At 62.6% G+C, this 22,469-nt stretch carries 23 protein-coding genes; 8 read left to right on the top strand and 15 right to left on the bottom strand.

The annotated features are described in order from the left end of the window. The first annotated feature begins 80 nt into the window (after positions 1 to 80). The 6 genes from K5H97_RS23885 to K5H97_RS23860 all read left to right on the top strand — a co-directional run bounded on the left by K5H97_RS23885 (position 81) and on the right by K5H97_RS23860 (position 4,755). Positions 81 to 428 carry a DMT family transporter gene (locus K5H97_RS23885; RefSeq protein ID WP_032665245.1) on the top strand — a complete coding sequence of 116 codons (348 nt, stop codon included), beginning with the start codon at positions 81 to 83 and terminating at the stop codon, positions 426 to 428. A 15-nt stretch (positions 429 to 443) separates the two neighbouring features. After that, positions 444 to 1,064: a DUF3313 family protein gene (locus K5H97_RS23880; protein ID WP_016487830.1), complete on the top strand. Its 621-nt coding sequence runs from the start codon at positions 444 to 446 to the stop codon at positions 1,062 to 1,064. After that, positions 1,061 to 2,218, top strand: a complete 1,158-nt coding sequence (locus K5H97_RS23875) for an MlaE family ABC transporter permease (RefSeq protein ID WP_016487831.1) — start codon at positions 1,061 to 1,063, stop codon at positions 2,216 to 2,218. Before K5H97_RS23880 ends, K5H97_RS23875 begins: the two co-directional genes overlap by 4 nt. Positions 2,219 to 2,247: 29 nt before the next feature. Beyond that, complete coding sequence (locus K5H97_RS23870; protein ID WP_028689679.1) at positions 2,248 to 3,036, top strand: ABC transporter ATP-binding protein; 789 nt, start codon at positions 2,248 to 2,250, stop codon at positions 3,034 to 3,036. Positions 3,037 to 3,127: 91 nt separating this feature from the next. Beyond that, positions 3,128 to 4,057 carry an MlaD family protein gene (locus tag K5H97_RS23865; RefSeq protein WP_016487833.1) on the top strand — a complete coding sequence of 310 codons (930 nt, stop codon included), beginning with the start codon at positions 3,128 to 3,130 and terminating at the stop codon, positions 4,055 to 4,057. After that, positions 4,054 to 4,755, top strand: coding sequence for an ABC-type transport auxiliary lipoprotein family protein (locus tag K5H97_RS23860; RefSeq protein ID WP_016487834.1), 702 nt, complete (start codon positions 4,054 to 4,056; stop codon positions 4,753 to 4,755). The genes K5H97_RS23865 and K5H97_RS23860 overlap by 4 nt, the downstream gene beginning before the upstream one ends. Positions 4,756 to 4,830: 75 nt before the next feature. Here the strand turns inward: K5H97_RS23860 and K5H97_RS23855 are convergent, their stop codons facing one another. From K5H97_RS23855 to K5H97_RS23815, 9 genes are all read right to left on the bottom strand, one after another. After that, positions 4,831 to 6,825, bottom strand: coding sequence for a relaxase/mobilization nuclease and DUF3363 domain-containing protein (locus K5H97_RS23855; RefSeq protein WP_016487835.1), 1,995 nt, complete (start codon positions 6,823 to 6,825; stop codon positions 4,831 to 4,833). Positions 6,826 to 7,273: 448 nt separating this feature from the next. Further along, the gene (locus tag K5H97_RS23850; protein WP_006379345.1) at positions 7,274 to 7,861 is read right to left on the bottom strand and encodes a S26 family signal peptidase; all 588 of its coding nucleotides are present in this window, start codon (positions 7,859 to 7,861) and stop codon (positions 7,274 to 7,276) included. Then, positions 7,858 to 8,415: a DUF2840 domain-containing protein gene (locus K5H97_RS23845; protein ID WP_006379346.1), complete on the bottom strand. Its 558-nt coding sequence runs from the start codon at positions 8,413 to 8,415 to the stop codon at positions 7,858 to 7,860. Before K5H97_RS23845 ends, K5H97_RS23850 begins: the two co-directional genes overlap by 4 nt. After that, positions 8,412 to 8,675, bottom strand: a complete 264-nt coding sequence (locus K5H97_RS23840; protein WP_022652187.1) for a hypothetical protein — start codon at positions 8,673 to 8,675, stop codon at positions 8,412 to 8,414. Before K5H97_RS23840 ends, K5H97_RS23845 begins: the two co-directional genes overlap by 4 nt. Then, positions 8,672 to 9,310 (bottom strand): ParA family partition ATPase, encoded by a 639-nt coding sequence (gene parA / locus K5H97_RS23835; protein WP_003092312.1) that lies wholly within the window; start codon positions 9,308 to 9,310, stop codon positions 8,672 to 8,674. Before parA ends, K5H97_RS23840 begins: the two co-directional genes overlap by 4 nt. A 241-nt stretch (positions 9,311 to 9,551) precedes the next feature. Continuing rightward, on the bottom strand, positions 9,552 to 10,397 hold the full coding sequence (locus K5H97_RS23830; RefSeq protein WP_022652188.1) for a replication initiator protein A: 846 nt from the start codon (positions 10,395 to 10,397) through the stop codon (positions 9,552 to 9,554). A gap of 26 nt (positions 10,398 to 10,423) precedes the next feature. Continuing rightward, positions 10,424 to 10,708, bottom strand: coding sequence for a helix-turn-helix transcriptional regulator (locus K5H97_RS23825; RefSeq protein WP_001247107.1), 285 nt, complete (start codon positions 10,706 to 10,708; stop codon positions 10,424 to 10,426). Between the two features lie 111 nt (positions 10,709 to 10,819). Then, positions 10,820 to 11,590 carry a DUF2285 domain-containing protein gene (locus tag K5H97_RS23820; RefSeq protein ID WP_006379424.1) on the bottom strand — a complete coding sequence of 257 codons (771 nt, stop codon included), beginning with the start codon at positions 11,588 to 11,590 and terminating at the stop codon, positions 10,820 to 10,822. 342 nt (positions 11,591 to 11,932) lie between these two features. Further along, on the bottom strand, positions 11,933 to 12,280 hold the full coding sequence (locus tag K5H97_RS23815) for a DUF2958 domain-containing protein (protein ID WP_016487838.1): 348 nt from the start codon (positions 12,278 to 12,280) through the stop codon (positions 11,933 to 11,935). A gap of 287 nt (positions 12,281 to 12,567) precedes the next feature. Between K5H97_RS23815 and K5H97_RS23810 the strand changes: the two genes are divergently transcribed. Next, entirely contained in the window at positions 12,568 to 12,861 is a 294-nt protein-coding gene (locus K5H97_RS23810) for a helix-turn-helix domain-containing protein (protein WP_006379425.1), read from the top strand. A gap of 312 nt (positions 12,862 to 13,173) precedes the next feature. Here the strand turns inward: K5H97_RS23810 and K5H97_RS23805 are convergent, their stop codons facing one another. From K5H97_RS23805 to K5H97_RS23785, 5 genes are all read right to left on the bottom strand, one after another. Continuing rightward, a complete protein-coding gene (locus tag K5H97_RS23805) occupies positions 13,174 to 13,488 on the bottom strand; it encodes a DUF736 domain-containing protein (RefSeq protein ID WP_001273857.1) in 315 nt (104 codons plus the stop codon). Between the two features lie 770 nt (positions 13,489 to 14,258). Beyond that, positions 14,259 to 14,468, bottom strand: coding sequence for a hypothetical protein (locus K5H97_RS23800; protein ID WP_016487839.1), 210 nt, complete (start codon positions 14,466 to 14,468; stop codon positions 14,259 to 14,261). Positions 14,469 to 14,529: 61 nt separating this feature from the next. Beyond that, positions 14,530 to 16,599, bottom strand: a complete 2,070-nt coding sequence (locus K5H97_RS23795; protein ID WP_006379606.1) for a ParB/RepB/Spo0J family partition protein — start codon at positions 16,597 to 16,599, stop codon at positions 14,530 to 14,532. 80 nt (positions 16,600 to 16,679) lie between these two features. Then, a complete protein-coding gene (locus tag K5H97_RS23790) occupies positions 16,680 to 17,507 on the bottom strand; it encodes a DUF932 domain-containing protein (RefSeq protein WP_003092327.1) in 828 nt (275 codons plus the stop codon). Positions 17,508 to 18,130: 623 nt separating this feature from the next. Next, on the bottom strand, positions 18,131 to 19,345 hold the full coding sequence (locus tag K5H97_RS23785) for an IS256 family transposase (protein ID WP_028689681.1): 1,215 nt from the start codon (positions 19,343 to 19,345) through the stop codon (positions 18,131 to 18,133). 59 nt (positions 19,346 to 19,404) lie between these two features. On the opposite strand from K5H97_RS23785, the gene K5H97_RS23780 reads away from it, so the two are divergent. Then, positions 19,405 to 21,348 (top strand): AAA family ATPase, encoded by a 1,944-nt coding sequence (locus K5H97_RS23780; RefSeq protein WP_248691140.1) that lies wholly within the window; start codon positions 19,405 to 19,407, stop codon positions 21,346 to 21,348. On the opposite strand, the gene K5H97_RS23775 is transcribed toward K5H97_RS23780, so the two are convergent. Then, a protein-coding gene (locus tag K5H97_RS23775; RefSeq protein ID WP_088100414.1) for an IS3 family transposase occupies positions 21,345 to 22,468 on the bottom strand; the annotation gives its coding sequence in 2 pieces (ribosomal slippage) (positions 21,345 to 22,192 and positions 22,192 to 22,468; 1,125 coding nt in all). The genes K5H97_RS23780 and K5H97_RS23775 overlap by 4 nt on opposite strands. Position 22,469 lies beyond the last annotated feature (1 nt).

Below are 22,469 nucleotides of genomic sequence, written 5' to 3'. Positions count from 1 at the left end.
GTCTCTTGCGGACCGCCTCGTGCTGCGCATTCTCAGAATTCGTATGTACCCACGCTTCATCCGTATGTCTCGCTAGGCTTATGCGATTCAGCATCCATCCGCTGATCTGGAAATCCTGGTCGATTGTCATTGCCGCAGGGGTTCTAGGAGCGGGCTATCCATTGGGCCTGCGGGCCATCACGGCGGGCGGTCCGACGCGCTGGGTCGGCCTCTGTGTGGCAGTGACGTGCATGGCGGCCAGCGGCGCACTTTTGTGGCTCGCGCTCAAGCGGATTCCGATCAGCGCGGCCTCTGCAGCCTGGGCAGGAATCGGGCTACTTGGAAACTTGGGTATCGGCGCCCTCTTGCTAGGCGATCTCGCATCAGTGACGCGCTGGTCTGGCACCGCCCTCATCGCAGCAGGCATTGCCTGTCTTAGTTTCGTTTGATCAAGGAGACCCATTATGAAGAGCAAAACTGCATTGATCCGCGGCGGCATTTTTTTTTGCGTAGCAGCCGCGCTCTCTGGATGCGCGACCAACAGCATGACGCGCTCCGGATTTCTCGGCGACTACGAGAAGTTATCGCCGACACGATACGAGAACGTACTGATGTACCGCGCAGCGGGATTCGAGCCCAAGCGTTATGCCGCTGTCGTGGTGGAAGATGCGCAGATCAAGACCGCCTCGGGTCGCATCGATGGGCTCGATGACGCGCAGCAGCGTGAAGTGCTAGACCATGTGACGAGCGAACTGAAACGCCAGGAAGGCAAAAGTCCCGCCACCCCAGGTGGCACGGGACAGGTTCGGGTGCGTGTAGCGGTCACCGAACTGCAGACACCGAATCGGGCAGTCAATGCAATGACGACCCTGCTGGTTGGACCCGTGACGACGGGCGGTGCCAGCCTAGAGTTCGAAGCAGTCGATGTAAGTACGGGACGACGCGTTGCTGCCGCCAGTTGCTTCGAGCGCGGCAACGTCATTAAAGAGTTCGCCGGTTCGTACACATTGCTGGGTCATGCCAAAGCGGCGATCACGAACTGCATCGAGCGCATCGACAGCGCTTGGCGGGACACGCAGCCATGAGCAACGCTTCACAGGCTTGGCTCCGGCAGGATGCCATGGTCGGCGGTGATCACAAATGGCTGGCGGGTGGCGACTGGACGATAGAGCACTACGCCAGTCTGGCAAAATCCGTGTCCGCCGCCCGCATCAGCCATGCCGAGGGGTACGCCACTCCCTTGCTCGACTGGACGCAAGTCCAGAGACTGGACACCGCCGGCGCGGCTCTGCTGGTGGAAATTCTCGGGCCAGACTCGATACTCGACCGGCCGGAGGCAGCTCCAAATCTGTCCCCGGATCGCCTCGCCCTAATGAAAGCGCTTGCCGCCGCTGCTACCGCTCAGCAGAAGACGGACAAAGCAGCGGTGAGCGGGAATCCTCTGCTCCGCGGTCTGGGACGCATAGGCCTGACCGTGGAACAGGGCTGTCGTGCGTGTCTTGGTCTGGCCGGGTTCGTGGGTCAGATCATCGAAACATGGAGCCGTACCGTTCGTCACCCGCGTCGCTGGCGCACGACCTCGGTGATCGCTCAAATCCAGCGGTCAGCGGTGGACGCCATTCCCATCGTGGCGCTACTGAGCTTCATGGTAGGAATGGTGGTGGCGTTCCTGGGCGCAACGGTGCTGGCCAACTTCGGTGCGAGCATCTTCTCGGTGCATCTGGTCGCCTTCTCGTTCATGCGCGAGTTCGGAGTGCTGCTCCCGGCCATATTGATTGCAGGCCGTACCGCAAGCGCGTATACCGCCCAAATCGGTTCGATGAAGGCAAATGAAGAGATCGATGCGCTTCGCTCCAACGCGCTCGACCCCATCGAGTTGCTGGTGCTGCCACGCGTGCTGGCGCTTCTTGTGTCCTTGCCACTGCTCACATTAGTAGGCATCTTGGCTGGCATTGTGGGCGGCGCCACTGTATGCGCACTGAGCTTGGAGATTCCTCCTGCACAGTTCCTTGCCATCGTGCAGGAAAAAATCGAGGTGCGCCATTTTCTTGTCGGAATGAGCAAGTCCCCGCTCTTCGCGGTGATGATCGCCGCTATCGGCTGCCATGAAGGGTTCAAGGTCGCCGGTAGCGCTGAGTCGGTAGGCGACCACACGACTTCTAGTGTTGTGCAATCAATCTTCATGGTGATCCTGATCGATGCCATCGCTGCACTGTTCTTCATGGAGATGGGCTGGTGAGCGCGGTGAAGGAAGACACCGACAACGGTGTGCGACACGCTATTGAAGTGCGCGGCCTAGACAACAGGTTTGGAACCCAGCAGGTCCATCAGGACCTGGACCTGGACGTGCGACGCGGGGAAATCCTTGGCGTGGTGGGAGGATCAGGCACCGGGAAATCCGTGCTCTTGCGTAGCATCGTCGGGCTGCAGAAGCCGCATTCGGGCGTGGTCCGTATCGGGGGGCGCGACCTACTGCGAGCCCAATGGCTTGCACGCGCGCGTATGGAGCGAAGGTTCGGCATTCTGTTCCAGAAGGGCGCGTTGTATTCATCGCTGACCGTCTTGGAGAACGTCGCTCTTCCTTTAATCGAGCATGTCGGTCTGGCGCGGCCTCTTGCCGAGCGTTTGGCAAGAAGCAAGCTGGGCTTGGTGGGGTTGCCTGCCGGAGCGGGAGACAAATATCCGGCCTCGTTGTCCGGAGGCATGGTGAAACGAGCAGCACTGGCGAGAGCCTTGGCGCTTGATGCGAACATCCTGTTTCTTGACGAACCCACCGCAGGACTGGATCCAATCGGGGCTGCATCTTTCGACCAATTGATTCTGACCCTGCGCAATGCACTGGGTCTCACGGTGTTTCTGGTAACCCACGACCTCGATACGCTGTACACCATATGCGACCGTGTCGCGGTCCTGGCGAACCAGAAGGTACTCATCAACGACGGCATCGAGGCAGTCGAGCGATTCAAGCACCCGTGGATACAGGAATACTTTCACGGCCCCCGTGGCCGTGCGGCCGCACAGGCCACTGGTGCTTCCAGCCAAGAGACGCAGCCATGAAACCCTTCCGCATCTGCATCATTCTTCCGTCGCGCACGCATTGGGCTGGGCGCACGCAATATTTACACTCTGAAAACGAGGTGGTCTGATCATGGAGCCACGTGCCCATCATGTATTCATTGGTCTGTTCGTCGTGCTGCTCGGTGCGATTGGTATCGGCTTCGCGCTCTGGCTCAGCGACACACGTTCCGACCACGATTACCAGTATTACCGGATCATGTTCGATGAGCCAGTGACCGGGCTTACGCCCGGCAGCCAGGTTCAGTACAGCGGAATCACGATTGGCGAAGTCGTTGCACTTTCTCTTTCGCCGCCTGACCCAAGGCGGGCGATAGCGCGCGTGCGTATCAATGCCACCATCCCGGTCCGGCAGGATACCCGCGCTGAATTGGTCATCACGGGAATTACCGGCAACGCGGTGATCGAGTTGAGCGACGGTGGGCCAAACGTGCCATTGCTGGATCGGAAAGAGGACGAGGAACCGTTGATCCTCGCGCCACGTTCGGCGATGGCATCCCTGGTCTCCGGCGAGGGTAACAGCATGACGACACTCAACGGCATCTTGCTGCGCACGCAGGAGTTACTGTCGAAGGAGAATTTGGCTCTTGTGCACCGCAGTCTAGTGAATCTCGAACAGACTACGGGCGCGGTCGCTGACCAGAGGGCCGAGATCGCGACGTTAATCAGCAATCTGACCGAAGCAAGCAGAGAATCGACAGCTGCCGTGCGCCAAGCAAATAGCACTCTTCGCGATGCCAACCTGCTACTAAATAACGATGGTAAGCAAATCATGGTGAACACGCGTGATGCAACGGCATCCCTCGAACGCGCCGCTTTCAGGGTTGAGACGCTACTGCAAAACAATCAGGAATCGCTGAACCAAGGCATGGCCGCCACAGGCCCTGCCATGCACGAACTCCAGCAGGCGCTGGCCAATCTAAACACCGTGCTGCGCCGACTGGATCGCAATCCGGCGCAATACCTGCTCGGTGGAGAGAACATTGAGGAAACCAAGCCGTGAACACTTCCGCCAGGATGATTCCCGTCGCTGCCGCGACTATGACGCTAGTACTCGGCTTGTCCGCGTGCAGTGTGCTTCCCAAAACAGCTCCAATGGTCACCTACAAACTGCCCGACTATCACATCGCCCAGGCGGAGAGTACGCCACGCGCCGTTCCTGGACCTGGGGCGCTGCGCGTCTACGCCCCTGAGAGTAGTCGCGTCCTGGATTCGGAGCGGCTTTTCATTGCGCAGCCCGATGGTCGCTTGTCGGCTTGGCAAGGAGTGCGTTGGGCCGACCCCGCACCGGTGCTGCTACGCGACCGAATCGTCGAAGCCTTCATGCGCGATGGGCGGTCGACTTCGGTGATTACCGATAGCACGCCAATGAGCGCCGATATGGAGTTGCGCAGTACGCTACGGGCGTTCCAGCTCGAATACCGCGGCACTGAAGCGATCGCCGCGGTTCGGGTTCGGCTCGATGTGCAACTGGTCGATCCGGCCAAACGGACTGCTATTGCCAGTAGACGCTTCGAAGCAATCCAAGCTACAGGCAGCAAGCGAGAGGCAGATGTGGTGAGCGCGTTCGGTGTCGCGACGGACGTGTTGGCCGGGCAGATCGTTGAATGGGCAGTTCAGGTCGGGGCAGCGCGTTTGCGAGTTGCACCGGAATCGGCAAGCAACCATGCACCCACAGCGTCGGCGATAAGCACAGACTAGTCGCCTTAACGGAGCACAGAAGCTAGGGCCAGAACGCTGCTCGACACCTTAACTCGGTACGACAGCCTACGGCCCCTATCCAATCCCAGGACCTCGTTGCCGTCCAACCTCCCATGACACACCGCCGCCGCGTACAGTCGCGGCGATCTGCTGCCCCAGTCGTGGCTCGATTATCGGCCGCCAAGGCACCAGACTGAACCCCATGCCGTCATCGAGCAGCGCATAGCGACCGCTGGCGAGAATGACCGAGCGCCGGTAGATGCCGGCTACGCGCTGCCCGTCTGTGACGTGCCGATGCTCCAACCCACTATCGGCGGCAATGTGCTGGGCGGCCTGCGCCAGCTCCCGATTGCGCAGCGTTTCCAGCAGATTCCGGGAGAGAATCACCCGCTGCCCACGCCGCTGGGCCAGCCCCTGTTCTTCGAGGAAGTCGGCGCGCTGCTGCAAGGCTTGCTTGGCATCGCCACCAAAGCCCAGGTCGCCCAATCCCCGGCCGCCGCCGATCAGTTGCTGGTCGAGCCAGGTGGCGCCGATCACGCGGGCCTGCCGCTCGATCGGCAGGTGAGATTTCAGGTCCACGGCCACGCCGCCCAGTCGCTGCGCATCGTACTGGCGCCCACGCTCGGATAGGTCGTCCGGCACTTTCCATAGCCCTTCCGCCACGCGCTCCACGATGCCGGCCCGGCGCAGGGCTTCCAGCCGTCGGACGTGGGCCGCGACGACTTCCTGCGGGTCGCGGCCGGGCTTGGCTCGGCCTTGCTCGATCGCCAGGTGATGATCGGTACGGTACAGGCCATCGCTCGCCAGTGCGGCGATGTTCTTGTCCGCCGCCCGTACCTCGGCGGAACCACGCACCTCCACCACCGCGCCGGTGGGGTAGCTCGCCAGTTCGTCGCGGGCGTTCAAAGCGACGTAGTGGGCCTTGCCGTCCACGCCGTCGATGACCAGATAGCCGCGGTCGTGCAGCTCGTCGGCCAGCCCCTTGGCGGCCACGCGGCCGACGAGGGTACGGCCGTCGTCGGCCGGCTCGAATACCGCCAGCTCGCGCGGCTGGCCGCTCATGGCGCGCTGCATGGTGCGGATGATGTCGCCACGCTCGCCCAGGGCACGCAGGGTCTTCTCAGCGTCGGCATGGATGGCCCAGGTGCTGGGCTGCACCTCGTCGGCCAGGCCGAGCCGCTGCAAGCGTTGCAGCCGGCCGATCAGTAGCAGGCGCTGGCGTTGCAACGTCGGTTCGTTGAAGCGTTCGATCCGCACCCGGTCATCCTCGCCGACCTCGCGCTGCAACGTGCGGTCGAGGCTCGTCCACCGCTCTTGCTTCACCTCGCGCTGCCAGGTCTGCTGGATCTCCAGTTCGGTGCGCGGCCCCAGCCATTCCGTCGCCAGCTCGGCGGCGCGATGGCGGAAGCCGTGGGCGATGTAGTCGCCCGCGATGACGAGGTCTCTGCCGGTATCGTCGCGTCCGCGCACGATCAGGTGCGTGTGCGGGTTGTCGGTGTTCCAGTGATCGACCGCCACCCAATCCAGCCGCGTTCCCAGGTCGGCCTCCATGCGGTTCATCAGGTGCCGGGTGTAGGTGCGCAGGTCGTCCAGCTCGGCTCCGTCTTCCGGGGAAACAATGAAACGGAAATGGTGTCGGTCGTCCTGGCAGCGTTCCTTGAAGGCATCGAGGTCGGCATGGTCGGTCTGCGGCCCGTAGGCACGGCCCGGCTCGCCGTCCCGGCCGGCACCGTCGCGCTCGATGTAGCGCAGGTGCTTGGCGAGCGACTGCGGGCTGGCGTTGCGCTGGTTGACCAGCAGCGTCTTGACGGTCACGCGCCGTGACATGGGTGTCAGCTTTGCACCTGCGAAGCGCGCTGCCGTATGGCCGCGCCCAAGCCGTGAGCCGGGCCGCTGGCCCGCGTGCTGGCCGCTCCCGCCAGCGACAGGACGGCGCACCGCCGACTTGCCGCCGCTGGCTTTGCCAGCCCGCTTGAGCACCTTGGAAACGAAGCTCTGGCCCTGGCCTTTGCCTCGGTTCTTCGGCGCGCCAGGGCGCACCCGGAAATCGTCGTCGCGGCGGTCGGTCATGGCAGCGCCCCTGGCAAGCTCCGGCGTCTCCGGGCGTGCGAAGCACGCGGACATGCCTGCATTGGCGCGGGCCTCGCGCCCCACGCGGCACGGCGGCAAAGCCGCTCCGTGCCGCGCCACCCCCATGTGCAGACAGGCCTTCGACGCGGCCCGGTGCCGCGTCCTTTTGTCTTGCCTTCCGCCTTTGCCCCTCGCTCCCGCTCCGGGCATCGGCGGCCCGGCGGCGCTGCTGCACCAGCAGCCAGCCCGCCGGCGAACACGCCAATGGCCGCAGGCCAGGCGCGTTCGAGGCAAGACGCCTGCACGTTGGACGGCTGCGCCGAAGGCAGCGCGAAGTGCGGTGCGAATGCACCCGCACTGCACGTGCGATGACAAGGCGACGAACAGTAGAACGACATGCCCGATGGCACGATGAGAGGCGCGGCAAAGTGCAGCGAATCGGCGGCCATCATGGACGTGTCTCCAGCCAGATCGGATGCGCAACGCCGATCGCGGTGGATGCACTGACCGGCCCGAAATAGCGGCTGTCGAACGACGCTGGGTTGGTCACGCTCAAGAGGAACAGTTCGCCCGGTTCGAGACGGCGGCAAAGCTGCAAGGATGGCAGCGGTCGGCCCTGCCGGTCGGCAGGCAGGGCGGCGGCCACCGGCACGCCGTCGATGCGAACCTGGCCGGCGACGATGCAGACGTGTTGTGGCGCGACTGCGCCCACACGTTTGAGCAGCGGAACGCGGGTCGGTAGGTAACTGCGCTGCGCAGCCAGCATGGCGGCCCTGTCGGGCAGCGGCACCAGCACGATGCTGTCCACGGACAGCGGACGTGGCCGCGAGGCGGTGCGCGGGTCGAACGGTTCGATGCGATACCAACCGACCGCCACGCTGTCGGACGGGTTGTAGGCCATTCGCGGCAGGGGCTGCACGAACGCAGCCCAGGCCAGCGCAGCGAGGCCGACGGTGGCGAAGCCTGCCAGCACGAGGCGAGTGCGCAGGCGCGAGCGAGGATGCGGCACGGGGCCGGTCGTGGAAATCGTGGTCATGGCAATGCCCTCCCTGCCAGCCAGGCGGCGTGCCGTTCTGTGGTGTATGTGGGTAACGCCGAGCGCGCTGCGAGCCGGTTCGCGAGCGTGCGCCAGTACGCGGGCGATGTGTCTGCGGCTGCGATGCCCAGCGCCTCGATGTCGTCGATGCGTTCCAGCACGGCGCGAACGTTGGCATCGCCTTCGGCGTGCAACAGCAGACGCGCGCCCGGCTGCACGCCGGGGATGCGTTGCACGGCGTCCAGCGGCGTGGCGGTCTGCATCACCATGAGCTGCCAGCGGATCGTGCCGTAGTCGTTGGCCTGCCAACGGATGCGGCACAGAACCGCGTTCGGCAGGAACACGGCGCAGCGCCGCCAGCGGTCGAGCTGGAGCGTGCGCGCCGGTTCGCCGAAGCGCAGGTAGAGCTTGAAGCGGGGTTCGATGTAGGTCAGCGCCACGCGCGTCAGCGGCACGTTGCCGGCCTGGCCGGCGAGTGTCGAAGGCGCCGGCGGCGGTGCAGCCGTGGGCGCACTTGCTTTGGGGGTGTGGGCGGTCGAAGCGGATGCGTTCACGGCGTGCCCTCCGGGGGAAACTCCCGCTCCAGCAGGCTGCGCAGCAGTTCGGCTACGGTCACGCCTCGCGTGAAGGCCGACACCTTGATGCGCGCCCGCATGGCGGGCGTGATGTCAAGCGTCAGTCGAGCGGTGTAGAGGTCGCCTTTCTGCAAGGCATCTGCGTCGCCCTGGCGAATCCACGCTTCGGCGTGCGGATTCGCTGGGGGACGTACACCGATGCCGACGCGCTTGCTGCGTGGTGATGGCTTTCCAGTCATGTCGGCCACCGCAGCAGTTCGTCGGTGAGCGCGGCGATCTCGCGGGCAGCGGCGCTGTCGGGCGCGGTTTCGCGGGCGAGCCGGCCAGCGGCTACGCTGTCGGCAAAGACGATGCGCTGGTGGATCTCCGAGCGCAGCGCGGGCAGCGGCTGTTCGGCCAGCGATTGCCGTGCCTCCCTGCCGATGATGGTGGTGCTGACGCGCCGGTTGATGACGAAGGCCGCGCGTAGCGCTGGCCGGAACACCTGTGCTTCGCGGATCAGTGCGACCATCTCGGCAGAAGCCCATACGTCGTAGGGGCTGGGCTGCACGGGGATCAGCACGCGCTCGGCCGCCAGCAGCGCGGAGCGCGCGAGGGCGGCGATGCGCGGCGGGCCGTCGATGATGATGTGATCGGCCCGCCTGGCGAGTTCTGGCGCTTCCTGATGCAGCGTTTCGCGGGCAAGGCCCACGGCGCTGAACAGACGGGGCAGGCCCTGCTGGCTACGCCGCTGCGTCCAGTCGAGCGATGACCCCTGCGGGTCGGCATCCAGCAGGATGACATGCAGGCCGCGCATCGCCAGTTCGCCGGCGATGTGCGTGGCGAGCGTGGTCTTGCCGACGCCGCCTTTCTGGTTGAGAAACGCGAAGATCATGGCGCGGCCCTCCGAGCTGGAAAGCCGGCCTGGGCGTGCCATTTCGTGGTTGTCCACCGAAACGGCGCGCTTCTACTAAAAGTTATGTATTTCTTGTTAGGTAAGTTAGAGGGAACGCAAACCCGCGCCGTTGTTGGCTTTCCGGCGTTTTCGTACTCCTGATAGCACGAGGGTCGTACTCCTGATAGCACGATACCCGGTACTCCTGATAGCACGAGGCCGTCCACAGGTTCTCCCGCAGTTATCCCCGTGCCGCGTGCGGCACGGGCCGGAAGGTCAGCAGCTCGGTGTTGTCGTCCGGCATCCGCTCGATGCCGAGGACGTAGCCGGGCAACGACTGCCGCGCCACCAGGGCGCGCACGTCGTAGGCGAAGTCCGAGAAGCGGGCCGCGCTGCCGGATTTGCGGTACAGGTGTCGGAAGTCGAATTGCCAGCCGTGCTCCTGCCGCCCGCCATGCTTGCGCACCAGGCGGTACAGCCAGCGTTCGATACCGCCTTTCAAGCGGAAATAGGCCGGGTCGATGGTCAGCACCAGGGCGGCGTCGAGCACGCCGGCATAGAACCAGTCCGGCAAGATCAGCTCGATGCCCAGCGGGGTGCCGCTGGCGTCGGCGAGTTCCTTCCACTCGTTGATCCACGAGAAGCGATGCAAGCGCCTTCCCGTGGTTTCGCGGATGGACGTGGCCACCGTGGTCGATTGCAGCCGGTCGAGGGCGGCCTTCAGGCGCTGGTAGTCGTTGAGGGACGTGCCGCGCCCGATGAAGCGCAAAATCTCGTAAGGCGTGGCGCGTATCCAGCGCGACGGGCGCAGGCCCGCGTCGCGCGCCTCCACGATCTGCGAGGCGGCCCATATCAGCACGTCGGCATCCCATATCGTTGCGATGCCGTGCTCCTGCGTGCCTTCCACGCGAATGGTGACGTTCCCGCTGCGGAAGTCGATCGGCGCCGTGCGCCGCGACTTGGCAAGCGAGAAGAACGGAAAGGCCATCAAGTCCTGGGAATCGCGTGGCGCCATGTCGCCCGGCAGCGCTCGGAACAGATCGAGCTGTTCGCGCTGCGGCAAGGCTTGCCCTGGCGGGCTGGACATGGCGAAGGCCACCCACGCGCCGACGATCAGCGGCCATCACGGTAGTCGCCCGCGTGGCGCTCGGCGTATTCGGGATCGGACGTGGCCTCGTAGCTGCGCTGGTCGGCCCAGGCATCGAGGTCGGACACCGCGTACATGACGCGGCGGCCGAACTTGCGGAACTTGGGGCCGCCGCCGATCACCCGCTGCTTCTCCAGCGTGCGCGGCGACAGCCGCAGGTAGTCGGCGGCTTCGTCGTTTGTCAGGTAGCGTTGAGGCTGCGAGGTCGCAGTGACGGCAGCGGCGGCAGGCCGCGAGGGAGCAGGTCGCATGGGATGTACCTCCATCAAGCCCGGCCACACCACGCGGCCGGATAGAGGCACTCTCAAGAAAGCAAGGCTTCTTGCTAAGGGACGATTCGCACGGGTCGAGAAACGTCCCCCCTAATGCGACGGGAACATTGGAAGCTGCGCTAGTCGGCGGTAGCCGCCGTGCATCAGCTCATCGCCGCGGCGTACCAGCCGCCGCACGCGGGCACGCAATGCACTGTCTTTGTGCCAGTCGGCCGCGACGGCATCCGCGCCGAACAGACCTTCGGCCACTTCGCGCAAAGAGGCTCCCGCGAGGGTCGCGTCGAGCGCTTGCAAGGTATGCAGTTCCAGCAGCGCGGCGGGCGTGGGGCGAGAGCGGGCTGTTGCCACAGGCGCGGCCACGGTTGCGGCAGATAGCGCATCCAGCTTCGCAGCGAGCGTGCGGTAGCGCGCACAGGGCGTGGCGCAGGCGCGTGTGGCGTAGAGATAGGCCGAGCCATCTTCTAGGTCGGGTGCGAGTGCGAGCCGAACGCAGCAGCCTGGCCAATGCGATACAAGCACCAGGCGCTTGCCGTCGTGGGTCAGTTGCTTGCGCCCAGGAATGCGCCAGAACTCGAAGGTATGCGCATCGGGTGGTGGGTCGGCGTCGGGGTATAGCTGCACCACGCCGTCGTGATCGGGGAACCAAGCAGGATGTGCATCGCGCGCATCCAGGCCGGGATCTTCCAGCAGGCGCAGGCCCCAGGCCTGCGCCGCATCTGGCTTGCGACGCCGGCGTAGCCAGTCGCGCCGGTAGCTTGCATTCCTGCGCAAATACTCCCAAGCCAGCGCTGGGCCATCGAGGTGCAGCGTGTAGAGATACGCGGCCGTGGGATACCAGTGTTGGCTGCTGCGGTCAGTCATGGCGAAACCTCCCTGTTTCTGGGAACGTCGCCACAATTCCGCTGTGCGGGAGCTATCGAATCGCCATCAAGTGGTCATCAAACTCGGGTTACGCTTTAACTGCTGGTGTCAAGACAGATTCGCTCCAGTGCATTGCCGAAATCGTCTAAATGCGACGACTGCACCGCCCGGAAATGGGGTGCAGCATTGAACACCGTGCCGAATCTCGCGCCTGGCATCATGACTGTTTTGGTCAGGAGCGCACCACCCTGGTGCAAGCATGCGGATCAAGACTTGCCAGGTCTTGGCTAAGACCGAAATAGTCACAATGCGATACTTTTTGCCTGGTCGCGCTGGAATGCGTCAATCGGTGATCGAACCGTTTTCCTGAGCCAGTCGAACGTATTCCGACAGCGGCCGCGTCGGCTGGAAGTACCGATCTCGTATCACGGGCTGCTTGAGCGGCCCGACGATGGACGCCAGATCGGACAGCTTCACCGTCGCCAGGGCAGGCATCCCGATCCCGAGGTCGATCAGGCCGTAGGCCGTATCGCCATCGGTCGGATCGAGCGCGGCCAATAGCCAGGTCGCATGTGCGTCCGGTGTGAACAGGCGCACCACGGGCAGCGGGTCACATTCCTGGCCTGCGGCGCGGGTGAGGCCGTGGGCCAGTAGGTGCACCCGGTCTTCCTCGGTGACAAGCGTGGTCAAGGCCGCGCCCCTTCCACGAACACACGCAATCGCCGAGGCGCATCTGTGCCTGCGGACGGATGCACGTATGCGCAAGCGCACGAAGCCGCAAAAGCGGAGAGGCACGAAGGCGTATTGGTGGAAGTCAGGAAAGACACGGACGCGGTTCCCTGGGTCTGAGGAAATCCGCAGATGCGGATCTCCGTAAAAGCACGGAAAAGGAAAACATCACCACCAAATGAACACTATAGATTGTAGTCCTATAGGGCGCAATGGGCTGTCATCTTGGTTTTTTGGGGAAACCATAGGTGGCAGCGAAGAACTCATTGGCAGCGGCGATTCGGACGGTAAGGAAGGCGCGTGGTTTGAGCCAGGAAGCGTTCTCCAACGTGTCCAGTCGCACCTACATGAGCACGCTGGAGCGCGACCTGAAAAGCCCAACCATCCAGAAGCTGGCCGATCTGTGCGAGGTCATGGAAGTGCATCCGCTCACGCTGCTCACATTGGCTTATGCCGGTGACAGCACCCGCGAAGCTGATGAATTGCTGGCACAGGTGCGCCAGGAACTCAGGGCGATATTGGAAGAGCCCGACACGCCGTAGCGCGTTGGCGTGTGGTACTGAATTGCAGCAAGCGGAGCGCGCAGCGCCGCAGGCGCGAAGGCGTGAGGGATTGAAGCCGGATGGCCGTGACGGCTTGCCGGCACGGGGCGAAGCCCGAAAGCCCGGCGGCGCTTACAGCGCCGACACGCCACACACCGCTCGTTGACACGGATTGCGAGCCACAAGGCACGCATGCAGGCCCGCGGTGACGGGCGTATCCAGCACGCGGCAGCAGCAGAAATCCTGCGCGTGCGGTGCTGCGATCAGCAGCATCGCGCCCCGCCGCAGTGGGCGGGACGCGGTAAGCGGCTGTCAGGCCGCCTTCGGCTTGTTGCGCGACCAGATCAGGTCGTGCGTGCCGTCCTCGTTCTCGATCAGGCGGGCATAGACCGTCGCCGGGAACGAAGGGTCGTCGATGGATACGGACAGGTATTCCCGCCCGGCCTCGCTGGTCTTCTTCCACGCTGCGCCGACTTCGTGGCCAGCCGCTTGCAGGTGGAAGTCGGGGGCGTTCTCGGTGTCGCCCTTGTCGTTGGGAACCAGCTTGACCTTGACGTTGAGCGTCAGGGTGCGAAGCGTGCCGGTGAAGCCGTCTTTCTCTGCGGTGAAGGTGCCGATGTTAGCCATGATGTTTCTCCTTTCGGGTTGAACAAGGTCGCGCCAGTGCGTCCTTGTTGTGATCCGGCCGGCGGGGGATGGGCTGGTCGCACCGCGCAGCGGTCGCAACAACGTGGAGAACCTGGAAGCGAAAAGAATTTGTCCCGCGAGGAATGCGCGCAGCGCAGGGGAAATTGTTTTCGCTGCAAGGTTGCGGCCATGAAGCCCAAGGCGCAGCCGCGCCACCGCCAGGATTCACAACAAGACAAGGACGCACAGGCCGCCCGCTCCCGAATGGAGACGTGGCCAACTCGGCATCCCCGCGTGACGGCTGCACCGGCTTGCGCCCTGACGCGGGCCAGGTCAATGCCCCGACGACAAGGCCAGAGCGCCCCTGCCGCAGCTCACGGCCACATACTGAGGCGTGGTGTGGAAGCTCCATAGAAGCGAGGCTGGGCGGCGTGTCGGTGAACCGTCTTTCGTGACGTACAGACAACGAACCGCCAGCGTCGGGGACGGCACGCTTTCGTGCAACCTGCCGCAGCAAGCCGGGGCGTAGCCACACCAGCCCCGCCCATTGCGGCGGGGCTCGGTCGAATCGTTGGCGGCGCGATGCGCCGCCACACTTGCTGGCTTCGTGGATTTCGCGCACGAGCGCCCTTGTGCGTGGCCCCATCGCCGCCGACCGAAGGCGGCGATGGGGCTTTTTTTTAGCAGTGAAACCGGGCGCGGCCACCGCCGCGCCCGGAGTTTTCGACCACCGGCCCCAAGGCGGCACGGCTTGGGGCCGGTGCGGCTCGTTATTTCTTGGTTTCGATGATCCACCACACGGCGCGCGGCAAGGCGCGGCCCGTGAGGGGATGCAGATCGGTCAGGTCGGCGCGGGCCGTCCAGCCACGCGGCGGACGGTAGCCGCGCACGTCGCCGTCGCCGTGCCAGCGGCGGGCGCGCACCGTGCCGGAGGCATAGGTCGCAGCCATACGGGGGCGGTTTGCGGGTTGGTGGGTCATGGCAGGCATCCTCAATATGAAGCGCCCCGGCCGGAACCGGGGCGCTATCTACGGTGCGAAGTCACGCGGCCAAAGCCTCGGCCTGCGGCTGGACATCCGCCACGGCGGCCGCTTCTTCCTGTGCTTCGGCTTCGCCATCCGCCGGCGCGTCCTGCCCGGCCTGCTGCGGGCCTTCGGTGCGGAAGATGGCGGGCATCCAGCCGGTGCCAGCGGCGAGCCGTTCGGCTTCGCTGGCAATGTCGCCCTTCTTCAACTTCGCCAGTCGGGTGACGTGCGAGGGCGCGAACCCGCCAACGGCTTCCAGAATCGCGGCCTTCGGCACATGCCGGAAGTAACCCTCATTGGTGGGCTGCCACCACGCGGCCATATCCAGCCCCACGGCCTGCGCCAGTTCCGCGCCGGGCTGGTGCGGCGTGGCGCGAGGCGTCACCACGTCCACCGTGGAAGCTAAGCACACGGCCAGCAGCCGCACCAGTTCATCCTGTGATTTCGCCAGCAGCGCGGCGAACAGTTCGGCGCTGTCCTCCGGCAAGGTTTCGCCTGCCACCTGTTGCAGTTCGCGCAGCGCCACGGCGGCGGGTGATTCCGGCCAGTCCGGGGCCATGCCTTCCAGCCGGTCTTGCACCGTGAGGCGCACGCCCAGCGGCAGGTCGTGGCCGTAGTGGCTTTCCTGCAAGACGGTCTGCACCATGCCATGCACCACGGCGGCCAGCGCGGCTTGCGGATGCCGGGCCACTTCGATTTGCAGCGCGGCGGTACGGTGCGCGCTCAACCGCTGCGCCAGTCGGTCGGACATGGTGGCGGTCTTGGGCTGCTCGTCGTCCTCGCCTTCGTCCTCGTTTGCGGCTTCGCCTTCGCTGCCGAAACCCTGCCGCAGTCGTTCCAGCGTGCGCAGCGCCTTGGCTTCGGCTTCGCGCAGCAGCCCGCGATGAATCGCGGCCTGCCCGTCGCGGTCGATGGTGACGATGGCACCGGCTGCGGCCTTCACATTGGCCGCATAGTCCAGCAAGCCTTCTTCCAGCGCCTGCAACTGCTCGCCCAGGCGTTCGCCTTCTTCCTGCAAGGCATCGGCCTTTTCTTCGTCTTCGTCGTCCAGCGCGGCATCCACGGCTTCGGCCAGTTCGTGCAGCTTGGTTTGCAGCTTCTCGATGCGCTGCGCGTCGCGCTTGTTCGGACTGCGGCGTTCCCTTGGCGCACGCTGGAAGGCTTGCAGATCGGCATGGGTCATGCCCGGCGTGGCATCCACCCACGCCCAGCCCTCGGCCTGCACCTTGGCGGCGATACCTGCCAGCTTGTCCTGCGCCAGCCGTTCCAGCAGTGCGGCATCGGTCAGATACACGCCTTTGTCGCCCTCCGCGAACAGGTCGCGGCGGATGCCACCGCCTTCCTGCTCGTAGCCGTCCAGCCCGACAAAGCGCACCAGCGGATGCCGGTAGGCGTCGATTTCGCGTTCGGTCAGACGGTCGCGCAGGTTGTGCGGGCTGCGCTGCCATGTCGGCGCATCGTAGAACGCGGCTTCCTGCGCGGCGTGGTCGTCGGTGATGGCAAGGGCCATCAACTGGTCAAGGCTCACGGCCTCGGCGCGATAGTCGGCCAGCAGGCGCGGCGAGACGTTGGCGAGTTTCAAGCGGCGCTGCACCACCAGCGGCGTGACGGAAAAATCCGCTGCGATATCCTCGATGCTGCGGCCTTCGGCCACCAGCGCGGCGAACGCCTCGAACTGGTCGGCGGGGTGCATGGCTTCGCGCTGCACGTTCTCGGTCAGGCTGGCCGTGCGTGCGGTGCCATCGGCCACCTGCAGGCAAGGCACCTCCCATTCCTTGCTGATGCGGTGCTTCTTCGCCAGCAGCTTCAACGCTGCGAGGCGACGGCCACCGGCCACGACTTCGTAATGCTCGCCGTCGGCGGCGGCAATCACGATGAGGTTTTGCAGCAGGCCGACACGCTGGATGCTGGCGGCGAGTTCGGGAATGGACATGCGCGGGGTCTTGCGCACGTTGCGGCCAGTGGGGCGCGACACCAGCCGCGACAGCGGAACCAGAATCAGGTTCTTGGTCGGGTCAGCGGCTTCCAGCGGGATAGCGGCGGCGGTGTTGATGGCGCGGGCTTCGGTTTGGGTAACGGCGTTCATGGTGATAACTCCTATCGGTTCAGGAATGCAGCAGCGAAGAAAGCGACAAGGGCTGCTGCCTGCCCCTGCCGCGTGGGGATTCAGGCTTTCAACTGGCGCATGCCATCGGCCAGCAGCCAGAGGGCGCGATTCAGTCGGATGTTTTGGTCGATGCCCTGCACCGGGCGGGTTTGCTGTCGGCGCCCGTTGGCGCTGCGGCCACGCAGCCCGCCTTGGGTCAGGTTTTCTTGGGTGCGGTTGAACACGCTCCACAGGTCGGGGCGGCGGTCGTCGAAGCGGCGCGGCATCAGGATTTGCGATTCCGTGATGGGCGCGGGCTTGTCGGGGTCGTCGTACTTGAGGGCGAGCGCGGCGCGGGCGAACACTTCGGATTCGCCATCGTCCAAGGTGATGCCGCGCATGGCATCGCGCGATTCCTTCACCCGATCGAAACCGCTCAAGACTTCGTAAGCGCCCTCAATGACCAGACCGGCCACGTCGCCTTTATGGGGCACTCGCACATCGGCCACGGTGTTGCCGCAAACAAGGCCATTGCTGCACACGAACCGGAACATTCCGGCCAGCATCTGATAGCTGCTGGTGCCGTCGTGCGAGTTCAGCAGCACGATTTCGTTGGCCTCCGCGCCGTTGATCTGGCTGGCATGGCGCAAGCGAATCATGTGTTTGGTGTGCTCGCGCTTGCCTTCGTCGCGCACGCGGGTTTGCGTCACCATGAAAGGCTGGAAGCCTTCTTTGCGAAGCTCGGTCAGCACGGCGGCGGTGGGGATATAGGCGTACCGCTGCGAACGGCTCTCGTGCGGGGCATCCGCGAAGATGGACGGGGCCACGCGGTGAATCTGGTCGTCGGACAGCGGGTAATCGCTGCGCAGCGAGGGGGAGCGGAAAGCGAAACGGGATGCGAGTTGCATGGTCTTTCTCCTGACAAAAGAGGTTTGCTGTTCACACCGCACACCGGATTTCTAGATTCGGAGCCCAGCCTTTCGGCTGTTTGGTGCGGTCGGCACGAGGAACCCGGTTGGCCCTGTTGCCACCGTCTTTCCTGAGTTCATCGCCCGCGGCCAAAGGAGCGCGCGGACGGGGGCCGTCAAGGAGCCAAGCGCAGGGTGGGTGCGGCCCGCAGGCGCAGCCGAGGACACGGCCCTGCGCGCCTTGACGGCACACGGGCGCGGGCTACGGTCGCGGGTAAGGTGATGAAGTCAGGGGAGACGGCTGGACAAGGCAACGGCCATCCCTTTGTGCTGACCGCACGCAAGCGAAGCGCGCAGGCCCGAAGCTGGAAGCCGGGCCGTAGGCGTCAGCGATGCGGAAGGCTGGCGAAGCCAGTCCCGCCAGGGATGAGCGACTAGCGAACCTGGAGCAGCGCGATCCGCGAAGCGGAGACGCAAGAGGACTCTTCGTTTACCATTTGTTTCGCAAGCTAATGATGGGAAAGCAAGAACACGGAGATCTAGAGATGATTGTCTGCATCAACCGCCTCAAACAGTTCGGAATCTTCGAGCCTGTAAATAATTCTGTGTAACTGCCCACTCCATTACAGGTGACCGTTCAGGCGATCACCGAATTCGATAATAAAGCGATTTAGGGCAAGCTTCCAATTCTGGATCGGCATAGTCCATTTCTTGGAGGCCTGCTGTATCGCAAGGTACGCCACTTTTAGCGCCGAGTCATCGGTCGGGAAGAGCTTCCTTTGCTTGGTCGCCTTGCGCAGCACGCTGTTCAGCGACTCGATAGCATTGGTGGTGTAGATCACCTTCCGGATGGCGGGGGGATACTCGAACAGTGTGATCAGATTATCCCAGTTGCCCTGCCAGGAGCGCGTTATCTGCGGGTACTGGCTATCCCAGCGCTCGCCGAAGGCCGCCAGCGCCTGCTGAGCCTCACGTTCCGTCGCAGACTGGTAGATCTGCTTCAGATCCGCCGTCACCGCCTTGTAGTCCTTCCAGGAGACATAGCGCAGCGAGTTGCGCACCATGTGGACGATACACAGTTGCACCTTGGTCTGGGGATACTCCACAGCAATCGCATCAGGGAAGCCCTTGAGACCGTCCACACACGCAATCAGGATGTCTTCCAAGCCGCGATTCTTCAGCTCGGTCAGGACCGATAGCCAGAACTTTGCCCCTTCGGTCTCGGCCAGCCACAGGCCCAGCAGCTCCTTGTGACCCTCCATATTGATGCCCAGTGCCAGATAGAGCGACTTGTTGATCACCCTCTGGTTCGCGCGGATCTTCAGCACAATGCAGTCCAGATAAACGATGGGATAGAGCGGATCCAGCGGCCGGTTTTGCCATTCGTGGACCTGCTCGATGACACGTTCGGTCACCTTCGATACCAGCCCCGCCGAGATGTCGGCGTCATACATCTCTTTGAATGCGTCAACGATATCCCGCGTGCTCAAGCCCTTTGCGTAGAGGGCGAGGATCTGGTCGTCCATCTGGGTCAGGCGGGACTGGCCCTTGCGGACAAACTGAGGCTCGAAGGACGAGTTACGGTCACGAGGAGCCTGGATGGTGACTTCTCCGTGCTGCCCTTTTAGGCGTTTGGTGGAATAGCCATTGCGATTGTTGCCGGTCCCGCGGCCTTGTGGGGCGTGTTTCTCGTAGCCCAGATGCTCGTCCATTTCGGCATTGAGCGCGGTTTCGACGGTGAGCTTGATCAGCTGTTGGGTGAGGGTGCCGAGATCTTTTTCAGACTTGATGTCTTTGGCCAGCTCAGCAGCCAGTGCTTTGAGTTTGTCTTGGTCCATTTGCTTACCCACGAAGGTATCCTTTTGAAAAAGTTACTTATTCGTGGGCGGTTACACAATTGGATTTACAGGCTCGAATCTTCAGCGACTTCAATGGAACGAAGATCCAAAAGTTCGGCCGGTACAACCTGGTCTATGGTTGGAATGGAACAGGCAAGTCAACGTTATCGAATCTATTCTCTTGCTTTGAGCTTCGCTCGATGGTTCCCCGCTTCAGCACGGGCCAATTTTCAGTAGTTCTGGAGGATGGCTCAACGATCACGGAATCCACACTCCACTCATCCCAATTGAATATTCATGTTTTCAATCAACGCTTCGTGCATGAGAACATTGATTGGGACAAATCCGTAAAGAGCATCCTTCTTATTGCGAAAGAGAAGATTGATGACTTGCAGAAGCTGGAGAAGCTGAAGAGCGAGCTTCAGTCGAAAAAGAAGGCTCACGACGACAAGCAAAGCGATATCAAGAAGCAGCGTGAGGCATTAGAGAAGTTCCTGACCAATGCTGCCAAGAAAATGAAGCTTGGACTTCAGGCGATTGATACGAGCGACAGTTATTACTTGAATTACGACCGCCGCAAGCTCTCCAACTTCATACAGAATAACGGCGAGACAATTATCAAGGCGGAGTCGGTTCTTCCAGATGAGAGGGTTATCGACCTTACGAATGCCGCCAAGCCAGATCAGCTTCCAAGCATTGCTTTCGCCTCAACGGCCATTGAGCCGGACTACTTTAAGAAAGCGGCGGGCCGCATCAGAGATTTGATTGGGACTACGGCGGTCAATCAAGCAATCCAGCGGCTTACCGATAACCCGGACATCCGCGAATGGGTTCAAGCAGGCTTGGAAATCCATAAAAACCACGACTCGCAATCCTGCGAGTTCTGCGGCTCTCCGTTCGCCCAGCTTCGTGCCGAGGCGCTTGCTGCCCACTTCAGCAAGGAGTTCACGGAGTTTCAGAGCCGACTTCAGAATGCGGCGACATGGATTGAATCTCAAGGCGCTCCAGCTAATCAGTTTCCCGCATCGACCGAGTTTTATAAAGAACTATCGGCCGAGGCAGAAAAGCTTCAAAAGGACTACGCAACTGCTGCTGAAAAGATCGACCAGCAAATGGACGCCTGGCGGGAAGCCCTGAAGGCCAAGATCACAGACCCTGGGAAGACAGACATTCAGATCTCGGATGTGGTTGAAGACGATGTCACCAATTTCAATGACATCCTGAAGTCGATTGTTGCTCTCGTTGGAAAGCACAACAATAAGACTTCAAATTTCAAATCTGAGACCTCAAAAAGCAAGGTGGCACTGGAGCTTCACTTTGCTGCGGCTGAGGTGCAAGAGTTTGACTATGCTGGAAGTGAGAAGAAGTGCAATGACCTTGAGTCAGAAGCAAAGAACGACCATAAGGAAATTGAAAAAATTAGTCTAGAGGTCGGAGCCATAGAAGCGGCGCTCTCGAATGAAACGGTCGGGGCAAAGGAGTTCAATGACATCCTGCATCGCTTCATTGGCCGCTCTGAGCTTTGCCTGAACTTCAATCAGAAGAAGAAAGGCTATGAGATCATCAGAAACGGGGTTGGTGAGCACGATGGGAATTTGAGCGAAGGTGAGAAGACTGCGATTGCATTTGTCTATTTCATCACGAAGCTCAAAGAAAATGGAAATAACATCAAGGATACGATCGTCGTCGTTGACGATCCGGTCTCAAGCTTTGATTCTAATCACTTGTTTCACGCCTACTCGTTTTTGAGAACGCAATGCACTGAAGCCAAGCAACTTTTTGTGCTGACTCACAACTTCACTTACTTTAAGCTAGTGAGAGACTGGTTCACTGGCACCAATAGGAATCGAGTCAAAAAAGGCAACGCCGAGAATTGCTTCTTTTATCGCCTGGATGCGCCACCTGGCTCCCCTCGTCACTCCCTACTTGTGGATGCCGACGACTCACTCAAGAACTACGGTTCCGAGCGACGTCCCCCCGGCTTGAGTAGTGGGCGGGTTTAGAGTCCGGTGCTGATGTTATCTTTCTTCGTCGCCAACTGCGCGGCGTACTGGGCGGGCGTTAGTCCGCCAAGCGCTCTTTTGGGCCTTTCTTCGTTGTAGTCGCGCCGCCAGCTTTCGATGCTGGTACGGGCATGAAGCAATGTCGGGAACCAGTGCTCGTTGAGGCATTCATCGCGTAAACGCCCGTTGAAAGACTCGACGTAAGCATTCTGGTTCGGCTTGCCTGGTTCGATCAGACGCAGGGCAACTTCCTTTTCGTGAGCCCAGGCCACCATCGCCTTACCGCAAAACTCCTTGCCGTTGTCTGTCCTGATCACTCGTGGCAAGCCGCGCTGCATGGCCAGCCTGTCCAGCACCCTGGACACGCCTTGCCCGGAAATTGCCCGCTCCACTTCGATGGCCACAGCCTCGTGGGTGGCGTCGTCGACGATGGTCAGGCACTTGATCACCCGGCCTTCCGCGGTGCGGTCGAACACGAAGTCCATCGACCACACCTCATTGGCAGCGGACGGCCGCAGGAGGGGCTGGCGCTCGCCTATCGGCACCTTCTTACGCTTTCTGCGACGCACCTGCAGGCCCGCTTCCTGATACAGGCGCTCCACTCGCTTGTAGTTCACGACAAGCCCTTTCTGCCGCAATTTCAAATGGATCATGCCCACCCCGTAGCGTCTGTGCCGATGCGCCAGCGCAGCGATCTGCTCGCGCAGCTCAACGTTGCGGTCGGCCCGAGGCTCATAGCGCAGCGCGCTAGCGCTCATCCGCACCACCGTCAGCGCTCGCCGCTCGCTCAATCCCTTCTCGACCATGCTCCGCACCAGCAGCCTGCGCGCCGGTGCGGTCACCACTTTTTTCGCAACGCATCCTTGATGACGTCGTTCTCGAAGACCTGTTCTGCCAGTAGCTTCTTCAGGCGTGTGTTCTCCGCCTCCAGGTCCTTGAGCCGCTTGGCGTCGGGCACGCTCATGCCGCCGAACTTGCTGCGCCACAGGTAGTACGAGGCCTCGCTAAAGCCATGCTGGCGGCAGAGGTCCTTGATGGGCATGCCGGCCTCAGCTTCGCGTAGGAAGCCGATGATCTGCTCTTCGGAAAAGCGCTTCTTCACGTCCAATCTCCTTCTCATT

Source organism: Pseudomonas mosselii, from assembly GCF_019823065.1.
Taxonomy (GTDB): domain Bacteria; phylum Pseudomonadota; class Gammaproteobacteria; order Pseudomonadales; family Pseudomonadaceae; genus Aquipseudomonas; species Aquipseudomonas mosselii.
This window is presented reverse-complemented; position numbering and strand designations above follow the sequence as displayed.